We start from the raw sequence: 20,990 nt of genomic DNA on the forward strand, positions 1-20,990 counted from the left end.
GTTTTTGTGTGATGTTCTGTTGTTGAGGGAGCGATCGCGTAGCTGAACCAGTTAAACTAATATATTTTCTGGACGGCTTGTTTACATTTGAGTATTATTTACTACCAATACATTTATTTCCTTGAAAAGCTTTCTGTAACAAGCAAAATGCACCAAAAATAGTTTCAATAATGCTTAATTTGATTGTTTTTTGGGTTGAGATGAAGAAGTATCTGGCTGGCTTGATTGACGACTTTGAGTTACTGAGTTTTCAATCATTTCCTTACTTTCTGCACCAGTGATAGGAGTCCTATTACCACCCGCAGCTCGTAAACTGTCTAAATCTTCAACTGGTACCTTGAGGATAGCATCTAGAATTTGCGGACGGGTTTCGTACCAGAGGGCGATCGCATTTGATATTTCCTCCACATCATCTGGGAGGGTTGCAAGCAATTCTAGTACATCGGTACGGTCTTCTACCGTTAATAGCTCAGGTTGGGTTTGTAATATGTATACAAAAGTTAAAATATTTTCTTCGTAAGGTGACATTTTTTAACTCCTATTCATTGACCAATCGCACAGAAGGCAGCCCAATACAAAGGGTTATGGAATGGCTGGATATCATCTGGAAATTTATGAAGACCACGACGTAGAATCATTTTAATTGTTGCATTTAAAGGTATTTGGTTTGCGTCAATCCATTGTAATAGTTCCTTTTTGGTGATATCTCGAAGCCATATTTGGGCTTGATTTAGGGCAACTGCTATAGTAGTTTTCATTTGTAGATTTTGATAAAACTTAATCATCAATAAAGCCGTAGATAAGTCGTTAACCCCCCAAAGACTACCCACGACACTAGTGCTACCTGCACATAAAAAAGCACCAGGAAAGCCAATATACTCATCACTACTATTTGTCCAATCAATTAGGGCTGTTTCAGAAGCCGAAAGAGTAACTAAACGACATTTGCTTAAGTTAAGCTTAAAAATTTCTTCCAAAGTGACAGGTTCGTCAGCAAAAAAAAGACAGGATTCTAGAGGTGAATCAATCTTAAAATCACTATCACCAGAGAAATGCAAACAATGAACAGAGTTAAGTGTTTGATTATTCAGTAAATCTTTTCTTGCATCAGCTTTAGTTAAAATATTTGTATTAGGAAAGTATCGCTTTATATTTTCTACTTCAACATTGGTATAAGGTAAGTTTCCGTTAGGATTTTGAATAGCAAAAAAGTTGCTAAACTCCGTGCGTTGCCTAGATTGAATCATTTGTACTATCCTGCAACTAGGAACATAGCGGATACCTTCAGGAAACCTATCAAGGAGACATGATCCATCAGCAAAGGGAAGGGCATGAAGAGGGAGGCAGTGGAGGAAGCGATGAGGAATCAAAATTAATTGGTCACAAGTTGTAGGCAAGTTGTTTAGGATTTCGTCAAGATGTAGTATCTGAGCCAACTTATTAAGTCTTAGCAAGAATTCTACTCGCCACTGTTCTTGATTTTTCTGATAGTCTTGAAAATACTCTTGAATCAATTCAACTAACGCTAAATTATCCTTAACAGAAGCTTGTATAACTAAAGGAAGATCAGATTGTGCAGTAATAATGAAAGTCTGAAAATTATCATCTTGTAGATGCCATTCTAGAATAGCAGTTCTTTCATCAGTGATAAGAGATTTAATTTGAGCAAAATTTATATGTTCAATGGATTGAGTAAGATTGAAATTTGGATCGATTGGTAAAATTTCAAGAGTAATTAATTCATCTAGCTGTTGCTGTAGTTGAATTATCTGCTGTTGTAGTTGAATGAATATATCCCGACTACTTGGAGTAATTGAATTTTCAACAATTGCATTTTTTATTAATTCCTTGATTTCACTCTTTGTTAGATTACTAGGAACTCTCTTAGAACCTGGTGCCATATATTTCACCCTTTTTTATGTTGATTTTGTATAGCTTCTTTCTCCATTCAGTAACTATCCCGATTGCTTACTCCATCTTCTGCTCGAATGTTGACTAAAGTTGATATATTTTTATTCAAAGACTCAAGCTGTAGCTGCTTTGTTGAAATTTCCAAACGCAAGCGTTGTAACTCATTCAGGATAGAGTCTGGAATATTACCTTTTGGGTGGAGATTGCAGTTGGCAATGAGTTTTACCAAATTACGTACTTTACTTCTCTCAACGTATTCAATAGCTTTGTCGATATAACCTAATTTCAAGCATACTTCAACCATGCTTTGACAAGCTTGGGTTAATATTTCAGTCAAATCTTGTTTTTTTCCTTTAACTTCCCATCTATTAAATGTACTACCTTGAAATGATTCCAAGCTATCAATTATATTAGCAAAAGCATCGTAGCTACTATTTAACTGGCTATTATCTTGATATGCAATAGCAAGGTTGAATAGAGTTTCTAAATGCTTTTGGGGAAAAGAAGTAGAAGTATAAACCTGCAAAGCATTTTGAAAACAGTTGATAGCTCTTTCTATATTATTGGTGCGATCGCCTCCTATCAGTTCTGAGTAGGTAGTCCCTAAATTTTTCTGGTTTTCTGCCCATTGTTGAGGAAATGATATCCGAGTGTAAACCTGTAAAGCATTCTCAAAGCAATTAATAGCTCTTTTTATATTATCTGCACGTTCTCCTCGAATGCGATCGCGGTAAGCAATCCCAAGATTATTTTGAGTATTTGCCCAATCTACGGGAAAATCATGAAGGGAGTACACTTGGAAAGCAGCATCAAAACAACTAATAGCTTGTTCTAAGTTTTCTGAGTGATCGCCGACAATACGATCACGATAGGCAAAACCTAGATTGTTCATAGTTACTGCCCAGTTTATTGGAAATGCTTCACGAGTATAAACCTGTAAAGCATTTTGACAGGAGTAGATCGCCATTTCCAAATTTTCGGCTTTATCTCCCCTAATTCTGTCACGGTAGGCATTACCCAGATTATTTTGCGCGTTTGCCCAATCTATAGGAAAATCATGACGGGTTCTCACTTCTAAAGCCTGAGTAAAAGCAGCAATAGCATATTCGATATTTTCAGCTTTATCTCCCTTAATTCTGTTAATGTAAGCAGTTCCTAAAGCATTTTGCGTAGCAGCCCATTCAACAGGAAAATCAATACGGGTTCTCACTTCTAAAGCCTGAGTAAAAGCAGCGATAGCATATTCGATATTTTCAGCTTTATCTCCCTTAATTCTATTAATGTAAGCAATTCCTAAGTTAATTTGTGTACCTGCCCAATCAAGAGGAAAGTCAGTGAGAGTCAGGACTTGAAGTGCATCTAAACAAGATGCAATTGCCTGTTCTAAATTCTCAGTTTTATCTCCTCTAATCCTATTAATGTAGGCTTCTGCTAAACTAATTTGCATCAAAGCCCAATCTTGAGGAAAATGATCGCGGGTGAAGATTTGGAGTGCAGCCAAGAAATAGGCAATTGCCTGTTCTAGATTCTCCGCTCTGTTCCCCTTAATTCTATCTCTATAAGCATTCCCTAAAAGTGCCTGTATACCTGCCCAATTTCTAGGAGACTCCTCACGGGTAAAAACTGTCAGCACTATTTCATAACCAGTAATAGCAATCTCTATATTTATTGCTTTGTTACCCAAGGGAAACTGACTAATCAAATGGCTAAAATTACTGACATCTGTAGCTAGTAATTGTGCTGCATCTGACTGCGCTTTTGTCAAGATATTTGTTGCCCAAAGCCGCAATACTTCTGCTAAATGTAGATTCAGTTTTTCTGAATTCGCTGCCAAAAATGGGTAAACTACTTGTGCATCACCCTTACTTTCCGAAATAATTTGCAACAATCTTTGCAAGAAAGCTAATTCTACTTCAACTAAAGGAACTTCATCAGGAATTGATAAATTTACTCCCACAATCTCAACCTGACGTTCCCGCCTTGGGAGCTTGCTAAATTCTTCCGCCGCACCCTCTAAATCCCCAGTAGTGTAACTCAACATTCCACGAACATAAGTAATCAGTGGTGCTTCAAATTCCACCAATGCTTCTGGAACAGCTTCTATAAATGACGCTAAACGAAACAGTTCTTTCCAATTTTTCTGTTGCAACCTCGACTCAATAGCTTTTGCTAATTCACGATTCAGATGTTTTGACTTAGTAGAAGCAAGTCCTATCCAATATTGAGGCTGGGTTAAATCTTCTTCCTGTCCTTCTTCCCTGGCAAACTGCTGTTTTAAATAATCAGTATAAAACTCGGCTAATTTATCTAATTGTTGCTTGCCAAAACGCTCATCTTCTTTAAGTTCTGTTAGCAACAGATTTCGTACAGCAACATCCATTTCGTAAAGTTCATAACCGACCTCACGACACAAACGAGACAGAAGTATGCGAGCAACTGCTGTCCAGGGAGCTTGGGGTACAAAGCGCAGCCAAATTTGGTAAAGTAAGTCTGGTGTGAGTGTCTGTGGAAATGCTGCATGACAAGCTAAATCAAAGTGCGCTTGATCAAATTTTTGGGCAAATCCTAAGATTCGCTCCATAGCTATGTCCAAATTTGTTGTTCTAGCTTCACTCATAATAACTATCATTACATCCACTGGTAGGGATGCTCCCAGTAAACGTAGCGACCGCGTAAAATATTAATAGCTGCACTCAGTCCCTCACGACTCATTTCAAACATTGGCACAAAACGAGCAATTTTATCAGCAGTGGTATACTGCCAACTATCGTTGGGCATGGGATTTAACCAAGCATAATAATTTACTGATTGCTGAAGTTGCTCAACAAACTTTTGCGTATACTCAACTCGTTCTGGATTATAGTTACCTCGCGCAGCACCAGCATCGCTAACAATTAGTACGGATGTTTTTTTATCAATAGATTTTAGAAAATTTGTAATTCGTTGAGCTTCCAGTCTAGTTGGGTCAATAAAAAGATATTTTTCAGGATAGTTCTGGAAGTAATAAACACTGGTTTGCTTAATGTTTCCACCCCGTTCAGCTTTATCTATTAATTGACGGGAGAGATGATGAAAAGGCACCATTGAGCCACCTTGATCGACCAGTAAGACCAGTTTAACTTGATTGGTATAGCGTGGCATCATCACTGGTTCAGGTAAAATCCCGTAACGACAATTTTTTTCTACCGTACCTGCTATATCTAACTCCTTCAATGTACCTTCGCGCACGCGGCGACGTAAAAAACGCCAACCTTGCTTCATCTCTCTACTGGTTACTGGTAGGTATTGTGCTGATAAATCTGTGGGGTAGTAACTTGTTTCAAAGGTACTAGGCTGATTGCTGCGAAGTGCTTGAATTACCTGTTCTGGTTCAATTTCTTGCACTATATCAGCAGTTGAACTTGCTTCAGTAACGGGTTTTTGAGGTTGAGTTGGTTGATTTTCAAGTGGTGGCTGATTAGGTTCTTCGGAAATAGGTGTTGATGTTGATGTAGAAGAACCGACAGTTTCTTCTTGCTTTGTTAATGAATTTACAGCTTGAGGTGTTTCGGTTTTTTTAGCTGTTTCGACCGCAGGCTTTACTGGTTCGGTAGTGGAAGATTGATTTATATGAGTTTGGGGTTGAGCTAATAGCACTTCATCAAAAAGCCGATTGAGTAAACGGGCTTCTTGCTCAGATTTTGTCCATAGTGTACAGCACAATCGCTCTAATGTTTGGCGATCGCCCATACCAAATCCTGCTTGCAACGCCTGTAGTGCCAACATATAATCTTCAACACCCAAGGGAAAACCGTATGACCGCAATTTATTAAATAAAATTAACAAAGCATTGAGTAAAGGAATTTCAACGGGATTCATTTTTGTTCCTCCTGTGACGGAAGCAAGTAGTCCCGATAATCCTTCCAATACTTTAATAAAACTCCAGCAAATGGAAGTTCTCCTTCGAGTTTACTCAAAGCCTCATCTTCAGGATATTCTCGCAAGATTGTAAACCAGTCAATTAACTCACTGGTACTGACTTTTTTACCAGTTTTACCAATATTTTCTTCCATCTTGTTTCGCAGTAGTTGAAAGCGTCTAACAGCTGCTCCTATAACTGCTGGTTGTGATTTCGGGAAGTGGGCGTTAATAATGTTGATTAGTTCAGATTCTTGAGGAAATTTAATATAGTGGAATAAGCAACGACGTAGGAAAGCATCAGGTAAATCTTTCTCATCATTGCTAGTAATAAATATAATTGGCAAATACTTTGAATTGGCTTTTATCTCTCCTCCCGTTTCCTGAATAAGAAATCTCCCCTCATCTAATGCTTGAAGTAAGTCATTGGGAAAATCAATATCAGCTTTATCAATTTCATCAATCAGAACTACACAGCGTTGTGGTTTTTCTGAGAAGTTGTACTGAGATTGTTCCAAAGACTTCTGAAACTCACAACCTAACAAACCAAGTTCTTGGCGCTGCGATTTATCCAGAGAAAAGAGGAAGGCACGACCCAACGGCCCCAGCCTGATATAATTGTTAGGGTCATTCACTTTTGAGCGTTTCTGCTCATCATGCTGTGCTAATTGGGCATCCTGAAGACGAGCGATCGCATCGTAAGTGTAAAAACCATCTTTTGCCCTAGTTGTAGATTGGATATACCAAGACTCATAAGGTAATTTTAGTTCATCAGCCACAGCACGAGCCAAGCGAGTTTTACCACAACCCGGTTCTCCTTTGAGCAACAAAGGACGTTTTTGTAAAAAAATTGTCAGATTTACTGCTTCAATCAACTCAGGCGCGGGTATATAAGGCTCACGCCCATCAAATTCGGATTTACCTGTATAAATGCAGGGTATTACTGAATCAACCATTGTGTTAATTTTCCTTTCCAACTAGAACACCTGAATCAACTTATGTGCTAACTCTCTTTCCCAACTGGTATTACAGTACTGACAAATTCTTTCGTAAACAAGCTCAGGAACACCTTCTTGAGAATCTGTCAGTAATATATCAACACATAAACTTTCAGGTACTACCTTGTCTCTAACTGCTACTCGCAGCCAACTAGCTATCTTTGTACGGGGAAATTGTGTGCTGGGGGGTAAGCTTAAGGGAATTTTGGGGTATTTTGGGTGATTAACTTCCTCAGCCAAAGAAACCCCTGATTTACAGACTCCTCCTTTATTATCAATTAAAAACATTACCAAATATGTTTCTTTGTGATTAGCTTTTTCTACAATAGGTTGCCAAAAATCTTGAATTAATTCATCCAAAAAACTCAATCTATCACTTTGATAGACTTCATAAAATATAAAAATTAAATTTTGAGATTGCAACGCTTGAAAAATTTTCTCCTTTATTTGTTCTGGCGATAACCCAGTAGGCTGGTTGCCATGAACAAACCTTCGAGCCACTTCCTCCCACACGCAATCAATGTTCTTCAGGTTGCTAAGTTTAACAAAAATTTCTCTGCGTTCCCCATTCTTTAACTCTTGTAATTGCAACAGTCGAGTAACCAAAGGGAATTGCCCAAATTGATGATTACCATGAACTAAAAAAGCTGCTGTTTTGTGAGGAAAATTTTGCCAGTCTAGAGCTGTTATTACTTTATCTTCCTGCTCGTCAAAGTCAATATCGAGAATCGAGTGAAAAAGTTTTTGCTTATCTAGAAAAAATTGTGTATCTAATGCTTGAGATTGAACTATGATTTTTTCAATTTTGACACATAAATCATTAATGTCGCCCCATCTGGCATTATCTGGATGACAATTATCTCGTAAGGATTGCACAAACCTGGGAAATATCCAACCATACAGTGCATGTTTACTTTTGAGAAGTATAGATAGATTATTCATCACTAGATATAATCGACTTTTTTCTTCTACTAGCTCGTCTACTAAAAAACAAAACTCTTGCTGTGCTTCGCAAAATGCACAAAGACTTTCATAACTTTTAAATTGCGGACAATTCTTAAAAACTGTATGGCATTGCGAATACAGATCAGATGGTAGTTCCACCAATCAATCTCCCAACAGTTTATACTGCTCCAGCAATTGCTGGGATATCTCCAAGGCATCCTGATAATCTCTCACTAACTCTTGCAGTTCTCCTTCAGTCTCCACACCCAATAGATCCTGCAAATCATCAGGTAATTCATCACCAATACCAGCCGCTTCTGCTGTGATACTTGGTTGTAATTTGGTTTCTACCTCTATTTGAGCAGCAGCAATAATTTCTTGTATTTCTGATAATAAAAACTCGTGCCGCTTGAGAGCTAATTCTTTTACACGTCTGAGAACGAAAAGCCATTCACCTATTTTTTGTCGGCGTTCTAGTTCAGTAGTAAGAACAGAGTCAAGTATATGTTCTTTGACTGTTTGCAATAGTAGCCACCAAGGTTCATCGCGGAACTCTTCCTGGCTCAATCTCTTAATTCCTAATACTTGAATGACGGCATAAGAAAGACGAGAAAGCGAACTTCCGCTACTTTTATCTCTTAAGCGTTTATCTGCATCAATTTGCAGAAATTGAGGTGAAGGCCAATCTTCATCACTATGGGAACCGTAGACAAGATAGTAGCCAGTTTTTAAATCCGCTACGTTGAAATCCATGACTAAGGTAAATGGGTTTTGTTGGCTCCCTTCCTGCGCTAGATAACTCAATAATCTGCCAACAATATCAGTAACCTTGACAGCTACAGCCCAATCTGGTCGTAATGACAACTTCGCTACCCAATCGGCCTGTTTGATATGATCTACGAATTTCTGTATGGGTTTCCCCTGCAATACCGTATATTTGATATTAATCCGCAATGAATCACTAGACCTGGCAGGAAGCCATTCAGTTAAATTAGTGCTAAGACCCAAACGACAAGGAGTGTTTCTTTGAATCGTAGATATTTGATGTAGGCTTTGGGTTGGAGAATTGGGTTGAAAGGAGCTTGTTACAGAAGAACTAAATGTCACTAAATCAGCCTTACCCAAGAAGTTCGCTTGAAAAAATGTCTGAGCATCGTGTAACTTTACCAAAAAGTAACTATTGTCTAATTCTAAGTTGAATTGAGGGGAAGGTTGGTCTTGTAGGTAAAAAGGTTGACTAGCACCTGTTGGCATGATTTACTCCTGATTTTGGCTTTGTGCGGCTATGATTTCATTGTACAGTTTAGGACGATTGTGCTGTAAATCACTCAAGATAGCTTGAATTTTCGTGGCTTCCCGCAATTTTTGAGTTTCGTTTTCGCCGTTGTGCAGTGCCACTACCTGAAAGTTGGTTACATTCAATACAGGTGCGCCTGATGTTCCTTCTTCAGTAGGGGCGCTATGGAGAATACGGTTGCTATCCAAATCAGACTTGTAAAATCCACCAGAACGCTGCTGTGGCTGTCCTTTGGGATGCTGAATTACATATAGTTGCGTCACTAGTTTGAAATCTATGTCTGCATCCAATCCGAGAAATCTCCGGCGTTGCAGAGGAGAATCCTGGCGATCGCGCAACCGCACAACAGCATAATCTAATTCCAGATTGTCGTGTTCCATCTGCACCAAGCCATATTCAATCCCAACACCTGCTTGGGTAAAGTCAAAAGTGAATACGCTATTGGCTATTTGCTTTTGCAGGTCAGATGCACTAATTGGTGGCTCCCTTTTGGGGTCTCTGGCTTCAATAACATGCCAACAAGTTAATGCCAGTTCAGAAGTAACCAGCCACCCCGTACCTGTAGGTATTTTCTTCATTTTCCCATTGACAATTTTGGGGACAGTCACACGAGCAACTGCACGAGCGCAATTCAGCAGTTTCTCATCTCCTGCAATGTAAAACATCGGCTCACCTTTGGGGTTGGCTTCTGCTTTACGTAAATCATTTAGGCTAGGATTATTGTGTAAAACTACGAGATTAGATTTACTATTAGACTTAGGTGCAAGTATAGGTTCAAGTTCTTGTATTAGTTCAGATAAAGTCTGATGCAACTCTTTTACCGGATCTATCTGCTTCTTTAATAAATGCAGCAGTATCATTAACACATTTTCTTTAGTATCATTACGATATTCATCATCTAAGTAAGCAATTACTCTCTGCGCTCGTTCATCTCGACTATTAGTCTCTGGCAAATTATTACACCACGCTTTGAGCAGGTCGTTGGAATCAAAAAAATCGATTAGTCGGTCATTAGTCCTAAACTGATCGCAATTCGACAAAGTTCTCCATAGTCGAGGATATATATTTTCAGGAATCCCAGGCATATCATTTGTTACAGCTACATGCTCATGATAGTATAAATTCTGAGGGAAACTTGTGACAGCAGGTTGCACCCATGAGTTACCCCCAAACCTGGATTGATTCTCAACGGGTGCAGTGGCAATGCTTTCTTGGACAGTAGCTTTGAGATGTTGGAGGCGATCGCGTCCTCGTTCTAAAAATCTCAAGTCTGTTTGAATTTGTTGCTGCAATTTGTTCTGGCTATAACGTAAAAACTGATGCCATAAACCTAAGTTAGTCTCCGGTAAAGACTCCAATTTTTCTAGCTTATTTCTGTAATTTTTTTCATTTATAGCTATAGTATTTTCGTGATCTGCCAGTTCCCCCAAGTAGCGAGCATACTCCAAGCCTATGTTCGATAAGTCTACCTGCAACTGCCTTAACTGCGATCGCTGATTTGCAGTTTGAGTAATTTGATGAAAGCGTCGTTCGTAATTTTGTAATTTACCGTAAAGTTTTTTGGCTTTGCGATCGCACCACCGTGATTGATAATAAACATACTGAATTTTATGCCTACACCACAGCAGATATAGTAGAATTTCAGCTACTTTATCCATGCAGTTTTGGTTCATATCTTGGCATTTAAACCAAACTAAAATATGCAGTTTTTGAGCAGGGTCTGTGTGCGCGCTTTCATATTCAAAAATTGGATTGCCTAGCAGATAACCTGTACTAATTAACTCAGTTGAATTTCTTTCTGAAAGTATTTGTGTAACAAAAGCATTAGCTAAATCTTGATAGTTGTCTTGTGCTTCTATTGGTTGCCCAAAAAGTAATAATGTTTGACCCAAAGAAGCTTGAATTTTTGGAGGTAGTAGCAGATTATTGTAATTAAGATTACTTAATTGAGATATGCTGAACGTATCTTGAGAATACAGAGTTAAATCAATTGCATAAGTATCATGTAATCGAAAAGGGCAAAGTAAACCTTGAAGTTCTAACCCTCTAGTTTGAGGAATTAACTGAAAGTTTAAACTTTGTTCTTGATTATGTAAAAGATTGGTATATTCAATTCCAAAAGAATCTTCTATTTGTGGAAAATATTGATTATTTTGATAGCAAATAAGTTGGTTTGGCAGGGTTTTTAATTTTGTAATGTGGAACTTATCACCCAAATCAACTAACTGTTCCCATAAAATTGGTGCTTCTGCTACAGTCGGTTCTTCCCCTTGGTTTATGCTGTTTCGTAAATGGAAAGCATAAAGGGTAAGACTAGGACGATGTAGTCCGAAATTCTTGGGGATTTCGTTCATGATTTGGGCAGATGATACAGATAATTTTAGGTGTATATTGAAATTGATATTTATTGATATCTGATTCATGACTGTAAATATACAAAAACTTTTGTACTGAAGAATTATAATTAGAACTTGCTGTTAGCGGAGCTTGCCGTTAAGTATGGCTTGCTGAATAAATATGAAAACATTGCAGGTAAAGGATTTGAGGCGATTTGAAATTAAAAAAATGCAAGATTTTAGAGTTTGTTGTTTCATTATTTACCAATCGCACAGAATGCTGCCCAGTAAAAAGGCGATTTAAAGGGTTGAGCATCATCAGACATTTTATGAAGACGACGACGCAGATTCATTCTAACTGCTGGACTCATAGGTAACTGGTTTTCTTCAATCCATGTTTCCAGTTCCTTTCTGGTGATATCTCGAAGCCAGGGTTGGGCTTGGTTAAGAGCAACTGCGACTGACTGGAAGTTTTGCAGATTCTGGTAAAATCGAGTCATTAAAAAGGCCGTGGATAAGTCATTTACCGTCCACAGGGAACTGACGACATTAGGACTACCTGCGTAGAGGAAACCACTAGGTAAGCCAATATATTCATCGCTGACATTAGTCATGTCTGTTATTCCTGTCTCGCAAGCAGATAGAGTCACCAAGCGACATTTCTGTAGATTGAGCTTGAAGATATCCTCTAGTGTTAGGCAATTAGCTAAATCCAATTTTTTTTCCTCTAGAGTTTGCACCGTTGTTTCAATAGTTGCAGATTTGCTATCCAAAAAACCGCCTGCTAAAACAAGTACGGATTTAAGTGGTTCAGTGAAGTTAAAAGAACTGTGGCAGGAGAAGTGAAGACAGTGAGCAGACTTAAATTGTTGGAGAGAAAGATTAGATTTCTTTGCTTGCTCTTTTTCCAAAATGTCGTTGCGTGTGAAGTATTTTTGTATTGCTAAGACTTCTACATCTGAGTAACTCAAATCATGAGTTGGGTTTTGTATACCAAGCAGGTCACTAAAGTTTGGTCGTTGTTGCTGTTGTGTGAGCTGAAGTAGCTGACAACTGGGCGCATAGCGCACTCCTTGAGAAAAGTGGTCTAGCAAGCAAGAGCCATCTGCTAACGTTAAAGCATGAAGTGGCAATAGGTGAAGAATACGATGAGGAACTAGAATCAGTTGGTTACAGGTTTTAGGAATAGATTGAAGGATTTCATCTAGATGTAGTAGCTGGGCAAATTGTTGGAGTGTGCTAGGAAGTTGCTTTTGCCACTGTTCTTTATCCTGTGCGTAAGTTGTCAGGTAATGGAAGTATGTTTCTACTAGCGAGGGATTTTTAGTGTCAGTGTTTGTGCATTCTTGCTCTCCTAGTTGTTGGAGATATTCAGCCATGCGAGGAGGCAATCCCTCTGCTATTTCTGTCAAAGGAGAGTCCCAGTTGATGGGGTATTCCCGAACGGTAGGATAGATGGTCGCATGGGTAATGATGAAAACCCTAACCTGCTCTGGAGTCACGTACCATTCTATAATTGCAGTATTTTCATCAATCAGCGATCTGATTTGATTGAAGGTGATGAAGTCAACAGCCTGAGATGGATTGAAAGTAGAAATTAAAGGTTGAATATGATTAGCAATTAGCTCGTCCAGTTTTCCCTGAAGCTGATTAAGATAACTGTAATCTAGAGTAGGGCTAGACAGCAATTTTTTCAAGTCAGGCTCATCTTCGGTAAAGATGATGTTAATACTTGAAGAAGTTCTTTGAGCTAAATCTAGCCGTCGCTGCTCAGCCGAAATATCTCGCTGTAGCTCCTGCCATTGCTGCTGAATATTGTTGGGAAGTTCTGGGGGTAATTGATCACGTTTGGCAAGTAACTCAAACAGGACTCGCACCTTGTTACGCTCGATATACTCAAGTGCCAAAGCTGCATACTGAGGCTTACTATCAGCTAGTGCCAGACAAACTTCTACAATTTTTTGATAAAGGTCATTCCATTTTGCTCCCCATTTCTGTTTAGCACGATCCCCCGAAGTAATTACTACTCGCAGAAACTCTACAGTGGAAATTGCTTCTGCAAAAGCGTTATAAGCACTTTGAAATTGATTTACTGCTTGATAGGCAAGTCCTAGATTTAACTGTATATTGATGTAGCCATAAGGATTCACTTCCCGACTGTATATCTGTAGTGCTTGTTGTCCATGTTGGACTGCCGCTGGAAAATACTGTTGTGGATTATCATTCACAAGGTTGGCATAAGCACATGCTAGATTGTTATTAATCATTGCCCTTTTCACAACAAGTGATCGCTGTTTCAATATTCTCAGCTTTATCTCCGCGTACCCTATTGCAATAGGCAACTGCTAGATTGTGTTGAGATTCTCCCCAAGGACCTATAAAAAGTTCATGAGACATCATTTGAGCAGTCGCTTCATAGCCAGCAATAGCAATTTCGAGATTACTGGCTTTACTACCAACAGGAAACTCTTGAAGTACAGTACTGAAAGTTGAAACAGCAGCTGAAATTCGTGTTGCTTGAGAAAAAGTTGCCCTTGAACAAATAGTATTTGTCCAGGTACGCAGCCAGCTTGCAAAGTTTTCATTCAGTAACTCCAGGTTTTCCTGAAAGAATGGGTAAATGACCTGTGGATTGCCAAAACTCCTCATACAAACTTGTAAAGCCTCAACTAAAAAGGCTTCTTCTGGAGTAGTTGCTGTTTCCGGTGTGCTAATTGCTGCTACTAAATCTTTGTGAGCAGCATCAACGAGAATATCTCTAAGAAAATTGGTTGCTTTTTCAAAAAATTCCATTATTTATTGTCCAATCACACAAAACGCCGCATTTGCTAGCAAAATTTCTGGTTATTGACCATCAGGGCAGGTCAGTAATTGATATACAGCAGATTCGAGGTTGGTGAGGTACAGTCATTGGTTGAACTCCAAGTTTTAAAACTACCTTATAAAATTGGTGTACCTCATTTACCCCAAAAGTGCTGTATTAGATTTAGATATGCTTTTTGACGTTGTTCTTTTGTCACTGCTCCTCCTTTTTCCACAACTACTAATGTTTTTTCTCCATTGAATTTGTCATTGCCCAATCGCACAAAATGCTGCCCAATGGAAAGGCGATTTAAAGGGTTGAGCATCATCAGATATTTTATGTAATCGACGATTTAAACTCATCTTAACTGCTGGAGCTAAATTTAACTGGCTTTGAACCATCCATGTTTCCAATTCCTTCTTGGTAAGATTTCTGAGCCAGAGTTGAGCTTGGTTGAGAGCAACTGCAACTGACTGCGTGGTTTGCAGATTTTGATAAAACTGAATCATTAAAAAAGCTGTAGATAAGTCATTAACTGTCCAAAGAGAACTAACGACACTAGAAGCACCTGCATAAAGAAAACCACTGGGTAAACCAATGTATTCATCGCTGATATTGCGGAAATCAATCAATCCAGTTTCGCAAGCAGATAGAGTGACTAGGGGAGATTGGTTTAAGTTGAGAGTGAATATTTTCTCCAAAGTCAGGCATTTATCCAAATCCAGCAGTTTTCCATCTGGCAAAGTGAGGTACTGTTCTGAGTTAGTTTCAGTGGATGCCGTGTCAAGATATGCATCTGTGAGGATAAGGCTAGATTGGCGAGGCTGGTTTGGATGAAAATAGCCATGACAGCTAAAGTGGGTGCAGTGGGCAGTAGTAAAGGAAATATCATCAATCGCTTCTCTGGTTGCCATCCCTTCTTTGAGAACATTGGTTGTACTAAAATAACGTTGAATTGTTTCTACTTCAAGATTGGTATAGCCGAGGTCTTTTGTAGGGTTTTGAACAGCAAAGAAGCTTGTGAAGTCAGGAAGTTTTCTCATCTGAGCAAGTTGGAGCATTTGGCAGCTAGGAGCATAATTCACCCCTTGAGGAAATAAATCAAGGAGACTAGATTTCTCTGTAACTGGCAACGCATGAAGGGGAAATAAATGTAAATACTGATGGGGAATTAAAATTAGCCTCTCACAACTATCGGGAATCAGCTTAATAATTTCCTCAAGGTGCAGAATCTTACCTAGTAAATGGAGACGGGTACTTAAGCGGCGCTGCCAATGGGATTTTTTCTCATAGTAAGCTCCCATATATGCAGCTACCCAATACATCAATTTTTTTAAGTCTTTTGGCTCGGATTGCCAAACAATAGGCTGTTGGGTTTGACAGGTGAAAATAAAAACAAGAAACTTGTTTCTGGCAACATACAACTGGACAATAGCAGTACGCCGATCCAAAGTTACCCTAAATTGGTCAAATTTAAACCCTGAACCAACGGGGAGGTATTGGTTTTGCAGTTTATTGCGTTGCAGCCTTAGCTGTGAAAGATGTTTTGTCAGAGCAGTGCTTGCTTGAGCTATAGCATTTTGCAATTGGTACTGACTGGTAGAGATTTCGTCTTGGAGTTGTTCCAATTGTCTAACGATTTCTCTGGGGAAAATAGCCTGGAGGTCGCGACTGAGGATAAGTTCTACCAAGTTGCGAGTTTTGCTGCGCTCGACATATTCTATTGCTTTGGTAGGGTTCTCCAACTCCAGGCAAACTTCTATTGCAAATTCATAGACCTTGTTCCATTTTTCAGCTAGTTTTTGTTTGTCTTCTTCTTTTGCAGAACCAAAGACTATCTCCCCTCGCAAAGACTCTAAAATATCAATAGCAGCCGTAAAAGCATTGTAAGCATCACTAAACTGTCCAGCATCTTGATAGGCAAGACCGAGATTGAATTGAGTTTCTACATATAATATAGGAAGAGCTTCGCGAGTACGTACCTCTAAGGCTGCCTTTAAATGTCGAATTGCGATTTCTAAGTTCTCTAGCTTTTCCCCATTAATGCGTTTGCGGTAGGTATCGCCCAGATTGTTCTGGGTTGTAGCCCATTCCTGTGAAAAAAGTCTACGGGTGCGTATTTCCAAGGCAGCTGTGAAACAACGAATAGCTGTTTCTAGGTTCTCTGCCTTTTCCCCACAAATACGATTACTATAGGCATTGCCCAAATTGTTGTGCAGCATAGCCCATTTGTAGGCTGAGTCTTCGCGAGTGTATACTTCCAAGGCGGCCTGAAAACAGCGAATTGCTGCTTCCAAATTCTCTGCCTGTTCTCCCTCAATACGTTCGTAGTAAGCAATTCCCAAATTGTTCTGAGTCATTGCCCACTCTTGGGAATTGACTTCGCGGGTGCGTACTTCCAAGGCAGTCTGAAAACAATGAATGGCTGCTTCTAAATTTTCCGATTTCTCCCCCCGAATGCGACTACTGTAGGCAATTCCCAGATTGTGTTGAGTCATCGCCCAGTCTTGAGGAAAGGCTTGGCGAGTACGTACTTTTAATGCCGCTTCAAAGCAGTGAATTGCTGCTTCTATGTTTTCTGCTTGTTCTCCCCGAATGCGATTTTGATAGACAATACCTAAATTTTGTTGGGTCATACTCCAGTCATAGGGACACAGTTCACAAGTACATACCCTCAAGGCAGCCAAATAATAGCCAATCGCTTGTTCTAAATTCTCTGCTTTTTCTCCTCTGATACGGTTACGATAGGCAATCCCCAGATTGTTTTGTATTGAAGCCCATTCTTGAGGAAAAGCTTCCCTGGTAAATACCGTAGCAGCAACTTGATACCCTGCTATCGCAACTTCTATGTTACTGGCTTGATTCCCTAGGGGAAACTTACGGATGAGAATACTGAAATTGACTATATCTGCGCTCAACTTCTGGGCTTGTTCTGGTACTATACTTAGCAAGGTAGTAGTTGCCCAATTTTGCAAAACACTGGCAAAGTTATCATTAAGTAGGTCTAAGTTATCTTGTAACAGCGAGTACAAAACTTTCGGGTTGTTGTTGCTGTAGTGGATTGCTTGCAATAACTGCAAGAGTAAGTCAAGTTGAGAGTTAGGGTTTTGGAGTTGAGAAAAAGTGGTGGTTGATGATAATCCCAATACTTCAGATAGTTGACAGACAACATCTTTTAAAAAATTAGCAGCATTTTCGTTACCTTTTTCTGCTAATTCCTCGCTTACCTGTTGCATAATCTGCAATAACTCAGCATTGAGCAAATGCTGACTGCTATTCAAAATCTCATTGATTTCCTGGCTACTACTACATTGGAGCAGTGCCTCAATTAATTTCCTATAAATTTCTTGATTTTGTTCGTTCATTATTGACCGATCGCACAAAATGCCGCCCAGTAGAAAGGTGATTTAAAAGGTTTAACATCATCTTTCAACTTGTACAGACGACGACGCAGATTCATTCTAATCGCTGGTTTTAATGGTAACTGGTTTTCCTCAATCCAGGTTTGTAATTCCAATTTACTTACATCTCTGAGCCATTTTTGAGCTTCATTTAAAGCTTTTGTAACAGGTAAGTTTTCTTGCTTATGATTTTGATAGAACTTAATCATTAAAAAAGCAGTAGAAAGGTCATTTACAGCCCATAAACTACTAACGACATTAGTACATCCTGCAAATAAAAAGCCACTGGGTAGAGAAATATATTCATCACTAACATTACCCAAGTCAGTTAATCCTGTTTCGCAAGCAGAAAGAGTAACAAGGTAACAATTTCTTAAGTCTAGGTTAAAGATTTCTCCTAATGTTAGACATTTTTCTAAATCTAGGATTTGATTTTGAGGTGAACGAGTAAAATTTTTTGAATCTTGGTTTACATTTTCTTGTATTTGTGTATTAGAATTAGCGAGAATCAAGGCAGATTTAAGGGGTTCTTGGAAGTTAAAATAGCCATGAGAAGAAAAGTGGCTATAGCTAGTTTGATTAAGATTTTGCTGATTTAGATTTTCCTTGGTGGCATGATCTTTAACTAAAACTTTGTCATTAGGTTTAAATAGCTGACGAATGGTATCAACTTCGATGTCAGTATATTGCAAATCATCTGTGGGGTTTTGGATGCCGAATAGGTTATTAAAATTGTCTCGTTCTTGGCTTTTAACTATTTGTAATAATTGACAACTTGGAGCATAACTAATTTGATTAGGGAATAAGTCTAATAAGTATCCAGTAAAAATTGTTTCGTCTTTTTGTTTTCTGGTTGCTTTCAAAGCATGAATAGGCAATAGATGTATAAAAAGGTGGGGAATTAAAATTAGGCTATTACATTTTTGAGGAAGCTCGGAAATTATTTCATTTAAATGAAGATATTGAGCGAAATTCTCTAATATAGATTCCAGTTGATTTTGCCACTCTTGTTTAGCTTCGGTACGGTAGAGATTGAGATAGTTATTTATCTCTTCAATTAAAGCCTGTCTGTCTTCAGAAGGAAATTGTTTAATAATTGGCTGCTCACTATCAGCAGCAATAATAAAAGTAAGAATTTTATCGTTGGTAATGTACCACTGAATAATGGCTTTATTCTCAGAAGTTAGGGTTTTAATATCGTTAAACGAAATGGGTTCAACTTTTTGGGTAAGGCTAAAAGTTGGATCTATGGGAGTAATATGACTGGTAATTAATTCTTCTAACTGTTGTTTGAGTTGATTGAGCCTGCTGCGGTTTGGTATTTGGGGTTGATATTGTTGTTGTCTTCCTTCCGCCGTCAATATAGCCAAATTATCACTCATTTCTTTGGTAGCGAGTTGTTTTTCTTCTTTAACAATTTCTTTACGAAGCTTATCCAATTCGATGATAACAGTTTGAGAAATGTCTCCTTTAGGGTATAAATCACGGTTAGCTAAAAGCTCAACTAAATTACGGTTTTTACTCCGTTCCGCATATTCTATGGCTTTATCTATTTGACCCAAGTTAACGAGAGATTGGACAATATTTTGATAAACTCCTATTGCTTCTGCCATAGTTTCTTGACGGCGAATTTCGGACATCGTTTCACTGCGAGTGTTTTCTAATGCTTCAATAGCATTACTGTAACCTTCTATCGCTAGTTTCCAGTTACCTTCTTTGAAGCCTAAATTACCTAGATTACTACTATGTATTAAGCATTGGATGGGAAAATTGTCAGGAGTTTCAACTTGTAAAGAATTACGAAAAGATTGGATCGCTTTTTCTAAATTATCAGTTCTATCTCCTTTTATTCTTTTACTATAAGCTATAGCAAGACTATTATGAGTAATTGACCAATTTTGAGGCAATGTTTCTTTTGTAATTATTTGCAAAGCATTTTCAAAAGCTAAAATGGCTTTTTCTAAATTATCAGCTTTATCCCCTTTTATTCTGCTATTGTAAGTACTTCCTAAATTTGTTTGAGTAATTGCCCAATCTTGAGGAAATGCCTTTTGCGTAAATACTTGTAGAGCGTTTTCACAAGCTGAGATTGCTTTTTCTAAATTATCAGCTTTATTTCCTTTTATTCTTATATTATAAATTCTAACTATATTATTTTGAAGCTCTGCCCAAGTTTGAGGAAATTCCTCTTGAGTAATAATTTGGAGAGTATTGTGATAGCATTCAATTGCTTTCTCTATGTTATTAGCTTTATCCCCTTTTATTCTACGACCATAAGTATTTCCTAGATTATTATGAGTTTCTGCCCATTTTAATAACAAAGAATCGAAGGTACGAACTTCCAGTGCCTTATGATAACATTCAATTGCTTTCTCTAGGTTATCAGCTTCATCTCCTTTGATTCTTGTTTGATATGCATTAGCAAGATTGTCTTGAATATCTGCCCATTCTCGCGGAAATACTTTTTTTGTAAGTATTTGTAACGCATTATCATAAGCTACAATTGCTTGCTCAATATTATCAGTTTTATTTCCTTTTATTCTATTACAATAAATATTTCCCAGATTCATTAGCGTGTTTGCCCAACTTTGTGAATTTTTTCTCCAAATTTGTAGAGCGTTTTCACAAGCTAAGATTGCTTTTTCTAAATTATCAGCTTTATTTCCTTTTATTCTATTTCTATAGTTAATTGACAGATTATCTTGAATAGCTGCCCATTCTTGAGGAAATTGATCTCGCTGGTAAACTTGTAAAGCTGCTTGGTAGCAAGCAATTCCAATCTCTAAATTAATTGCTTTATCTCCTAAAGGAAATTGATTAATTAAAATACCTAATTCCACTATTAATGCTGCAAATTCTTGAGCATTATTTCCTGATTTTCGTACTAAATAAATATTTGCACAATTATTTATAGTTTGGATAAAATTTTCATTGAAATGATTAATATTGTTCTGCAAAAAAGGATATATTTCTTGCGGATTTCTCTGGTCTTTTATTATTTTTTGTAATATCTGTAAGACCTCATTGAGAAATGCTAGTTGCCTATCATTACGATTAATTAAATCATCTTTATCAATAGAGTTTATACTTTTAACATTAGAGTTTTTGTTGCTTTCTATTTTTAAAGGTAATTTACTGGACTCAATTTCGGCAATCCTTAACTCGTCCTTTTCTATACCTAAAAACTCAGCCAACTGTCTAACTATATCTTTTAGTAAATTTCCCTTATCATTATTATCTTCCTCCTGCAATCTTACTCCTTCTTGTTGTAACATCCTTAAAAAATTAACATTAATGTCATCAAAATTATTCCGTATAATTTCATTTATTTCTCTTTTATCGGCACAATTAATTAATTTTTTGATTAAATTTAGATGACTTTTATTGTGTTGCTTATTCATA

12 protein-coding genes are annotated in these 20,990 nt (G+C 38.0%); all 12 read right to left on the reverse strand.

The window, feature by feature from the left end; translation table 11 throughout:
* Positions 1 to 174 precede the first annotated feature (174 nt).
* Complete coding sequence (locus WJM97_RS06295) at positions 175 to 528, reverse strand: hypothetical protein (RefSeq protein WP_353932188.1); 354 nt, start codon at positions 526 to 528, stop codon at positions 175 to 177.
* Positions 529 to 542: 14 nt separating this feature from the next.
* Positions 543 to 1,901: a CHAT domain-containing protein gene (locus WJM97_RS06300; RefSeq protein ID WP_353932189.1), complete on the reverse strand. Its 1,359-nt coding sequence runs from the start codon at positions 1,899 to 1,901 to the stop codon at positions 543 to 545.
* Positions 1,902 to 1,948: 47 nt separating this feature from the next.
* Positions 1,949 to 4,528 (reverse strand): tetratricopeptide repeat protein, encoded by a 2,580-nt coding sequence (locus WJM97_RS06305; RefSeq protein WP_353932190.1) that lies wholly within the window; start codon positions 4,526 to 4,528, stop codon positions 1,949 to 1,951.
* 11 nt (positions 4,529 to 4,539) lie between these two features.
* Positions 4,540 to 5,769 (reverse strand): hypothetical protein, encoded by a 1,230-nt coding sequence (locus WJM97_RS06310; protein ID WP_353932191.1) that lies wholly within the window; start codon positions 5,767 to 5,769, stop codon positions 4,540 to 4,542.
* A complete protein-coding gene (locus WJM97_RS06315; RefSeq protein WP_353932192.1) occupies positions 5,766 to 6,764 on the reverse strand; it encodes a MoxR family ATPase in 999 nt (332 codons plus the stop codon). Before WJM97_RS06315 ends, WJM97_RS06310 begins: the two co-directional genes overlap by 4 nt.
* A 21-nt stretch (positions 6,765 to 6,785) precedes the next feature.
* On the reverse strand, positions 6,786 to 7,748 hold the full coding sequence (locus WJM97_RS06320) for a hypothetical protein (protein ID WP_353932193.1): 963 nt from the start codon (positions 7,746 to 7,748) through the stop codon (positions 6,786 to 6,788).
* Between the two features lie 165 nt (positions 7,749 to 7,913).
* Complete coding sequence (locus tag WJM97_RS06325; protein WP_353932194.1) at positions 7,914 to 9,005, reverse strand: hypothetical protein; 1,092 nt, start codon at positions 9,003 to 9,005, stop codon at positions 7,914 to 7,916.
* A gap of 3 nt (positions 9,006 to 9,008) precedes the next feature.
* Positions 9,009 to 11,402: a serine protease gene (locus tag WJM97_RS06330; RefSeq protein ID WP_353932195.1), complete on the reverse strand. Its 2,394-nt coding sequence runs from the start codon at positions 11,400 to 11,402 to the stop codon at positions 9,009 to 9,011.
* A 239-nt stretch (positions 11,403 to 11,641) separates the two neighbouring features.
* Positions 11,642 to 13,612 carry a CHAT domain-containing protein gene (locus WJM97_RS06335; RefSeq protein WP_353932196.1) on the reverse strand — a complete coding sequence of 657 codons (1,971 nt, stop codon included), beginning with the start codon at positions 13,610 to 13,612 and terminating at the stop codon, positions 11,642 to 11,644.
* A 31-nt stretch (positions 13,613 to 13,643) separates the two neighbouring features.
* A complete protein-coding gene (locus tag WJM97_RS06340; protein WP_353932197.1) occupies positions 13,644 to 14,177 on the reverse strand; it encodes a hypothetical protein in 534 nt (177 codons plus the stop codon).
* A gap of 276 nt (positions 14,178 to 14,453) precedes the next feature.
* Entirely contained in the window at positions 14,454 to 17,552 is a 3,099-nt protein-coding gene (locus WJM97_RS06345; RefSeq protein WP_353932198.1) for a CHAT domain-containing tetratricopeptide repeat protein, read from the reverse strand.
* A complete protein-coding gene (locus WJM97_RS06350) occupies positions 17,552 to 20,989 on the reverse strand; it encodes a CHAT domain-containing protein (RefSeq protein WP_353932199.1) in 3,438 nt (1,145 codons plus the stop codon). The genes WJM97_RS06345 and WJM97_RS06350 overlap by 1 nt, the downstream gene beginning before the upstream one ends.
* Position 20,990 lies beyond the last annotated feature (1 nt).

Origin of the sequence: Okeanomitos corallinicola TIOX110 (assembly GCF_038050375.1) — a bacterium.
In the GTDB taxonomy this organism is placed as follows: Bacteria; Cyanobacteriota; Cyanobacteriia; order Cyanobacteriales; family Nostocaceae; genus Okeanomitos; species Okeanomitos corallinicola.

What these genes read in the sequence shown, in the direction of transcription:
- WJM97_RS06300 (WP_353932189.1), bottom strand. Translation starts at nt 1,901, where the DNA reads ATGGCACCAGGTTCTAAGAGAGTTCCTAGTAATCTAACAAAGAGTGAA.
- WJM97_RS06310 (WP_353932191.1), bottom strand. Translation starts at nt 5,769, where the DNA reads ATGAATCCCGTTGAAATTCCTTTACTCAATGCTTTGTTAATTTTATTT.
- WJM97_RS06305 (WP_353932190.1), bottom strand. Translation starts at nt 4,528, where the DNA reads ATGAGTGAAGCTAGAACAACAAATTTGGACATAGCTATGGAGCGAATC.
- WJM97_RS06330 (WP_353932195.1), bottom strand. Translation starts at nt 11,402, where the DNA reads ATGAACGAAATCCCCAAGAATTTCGGACTACATCGTCCTAGTCTTACC.
- WJM97_RS06295 (WP_353932188.1), bottom strand. Translation starts at nt 528, where the DNA reads ATGTCACCTTACGAAGAAAATATTTTAACTTTTGTATACATATTACAA.
- WJM97_RS06350 (WP_353932199.1), bottom strand. Translation starts at nt 20,989, where the DNA reads ATGAATAAGCAACACAATAAAAGTCATCTAAATTTAATCAAAAAATTA.
- WJM97_RS06315 (WP_353932192.1), bottom strand. Translation starts at nt 6,764, where the DNA reads ATGGTTGATTCAGTAATACCCTGCATTTATACAGGTAAATCCGAATTT.
- WJM97_RS06345 (WP_353932198.1), bottom strand. Translation starts at nt 17,552, where the DNA reads ATGAACGAACAAAATCAAGAAATTTATAGGAAATTAATTGAGGCACTG.
- WJM97_RS06340 (WP_353932197.1), bottom strand. Translation starts at nt 14,177, where the DNA reads ATGGAATTTTTTGAAAAAGCAACCAATTTTCTTAGAGATATTCTCGTT.
- WJM97_RS06320 (WP_353932193.1), bottom strand. Translation starts at nt 7,748, where the DNA reads ATGAATAATCTATCTATACTTCTCAAAAGTAAACATGCACTGTATGGT.
- WJM97_RS06325 (WP_353932194.1), bottom strand. Translation starts at nt 9,005, where the DNA reads ATGCCAACAGGTGCTAGTCAACCTTTTTACCTACAAGACCAACCTTCC.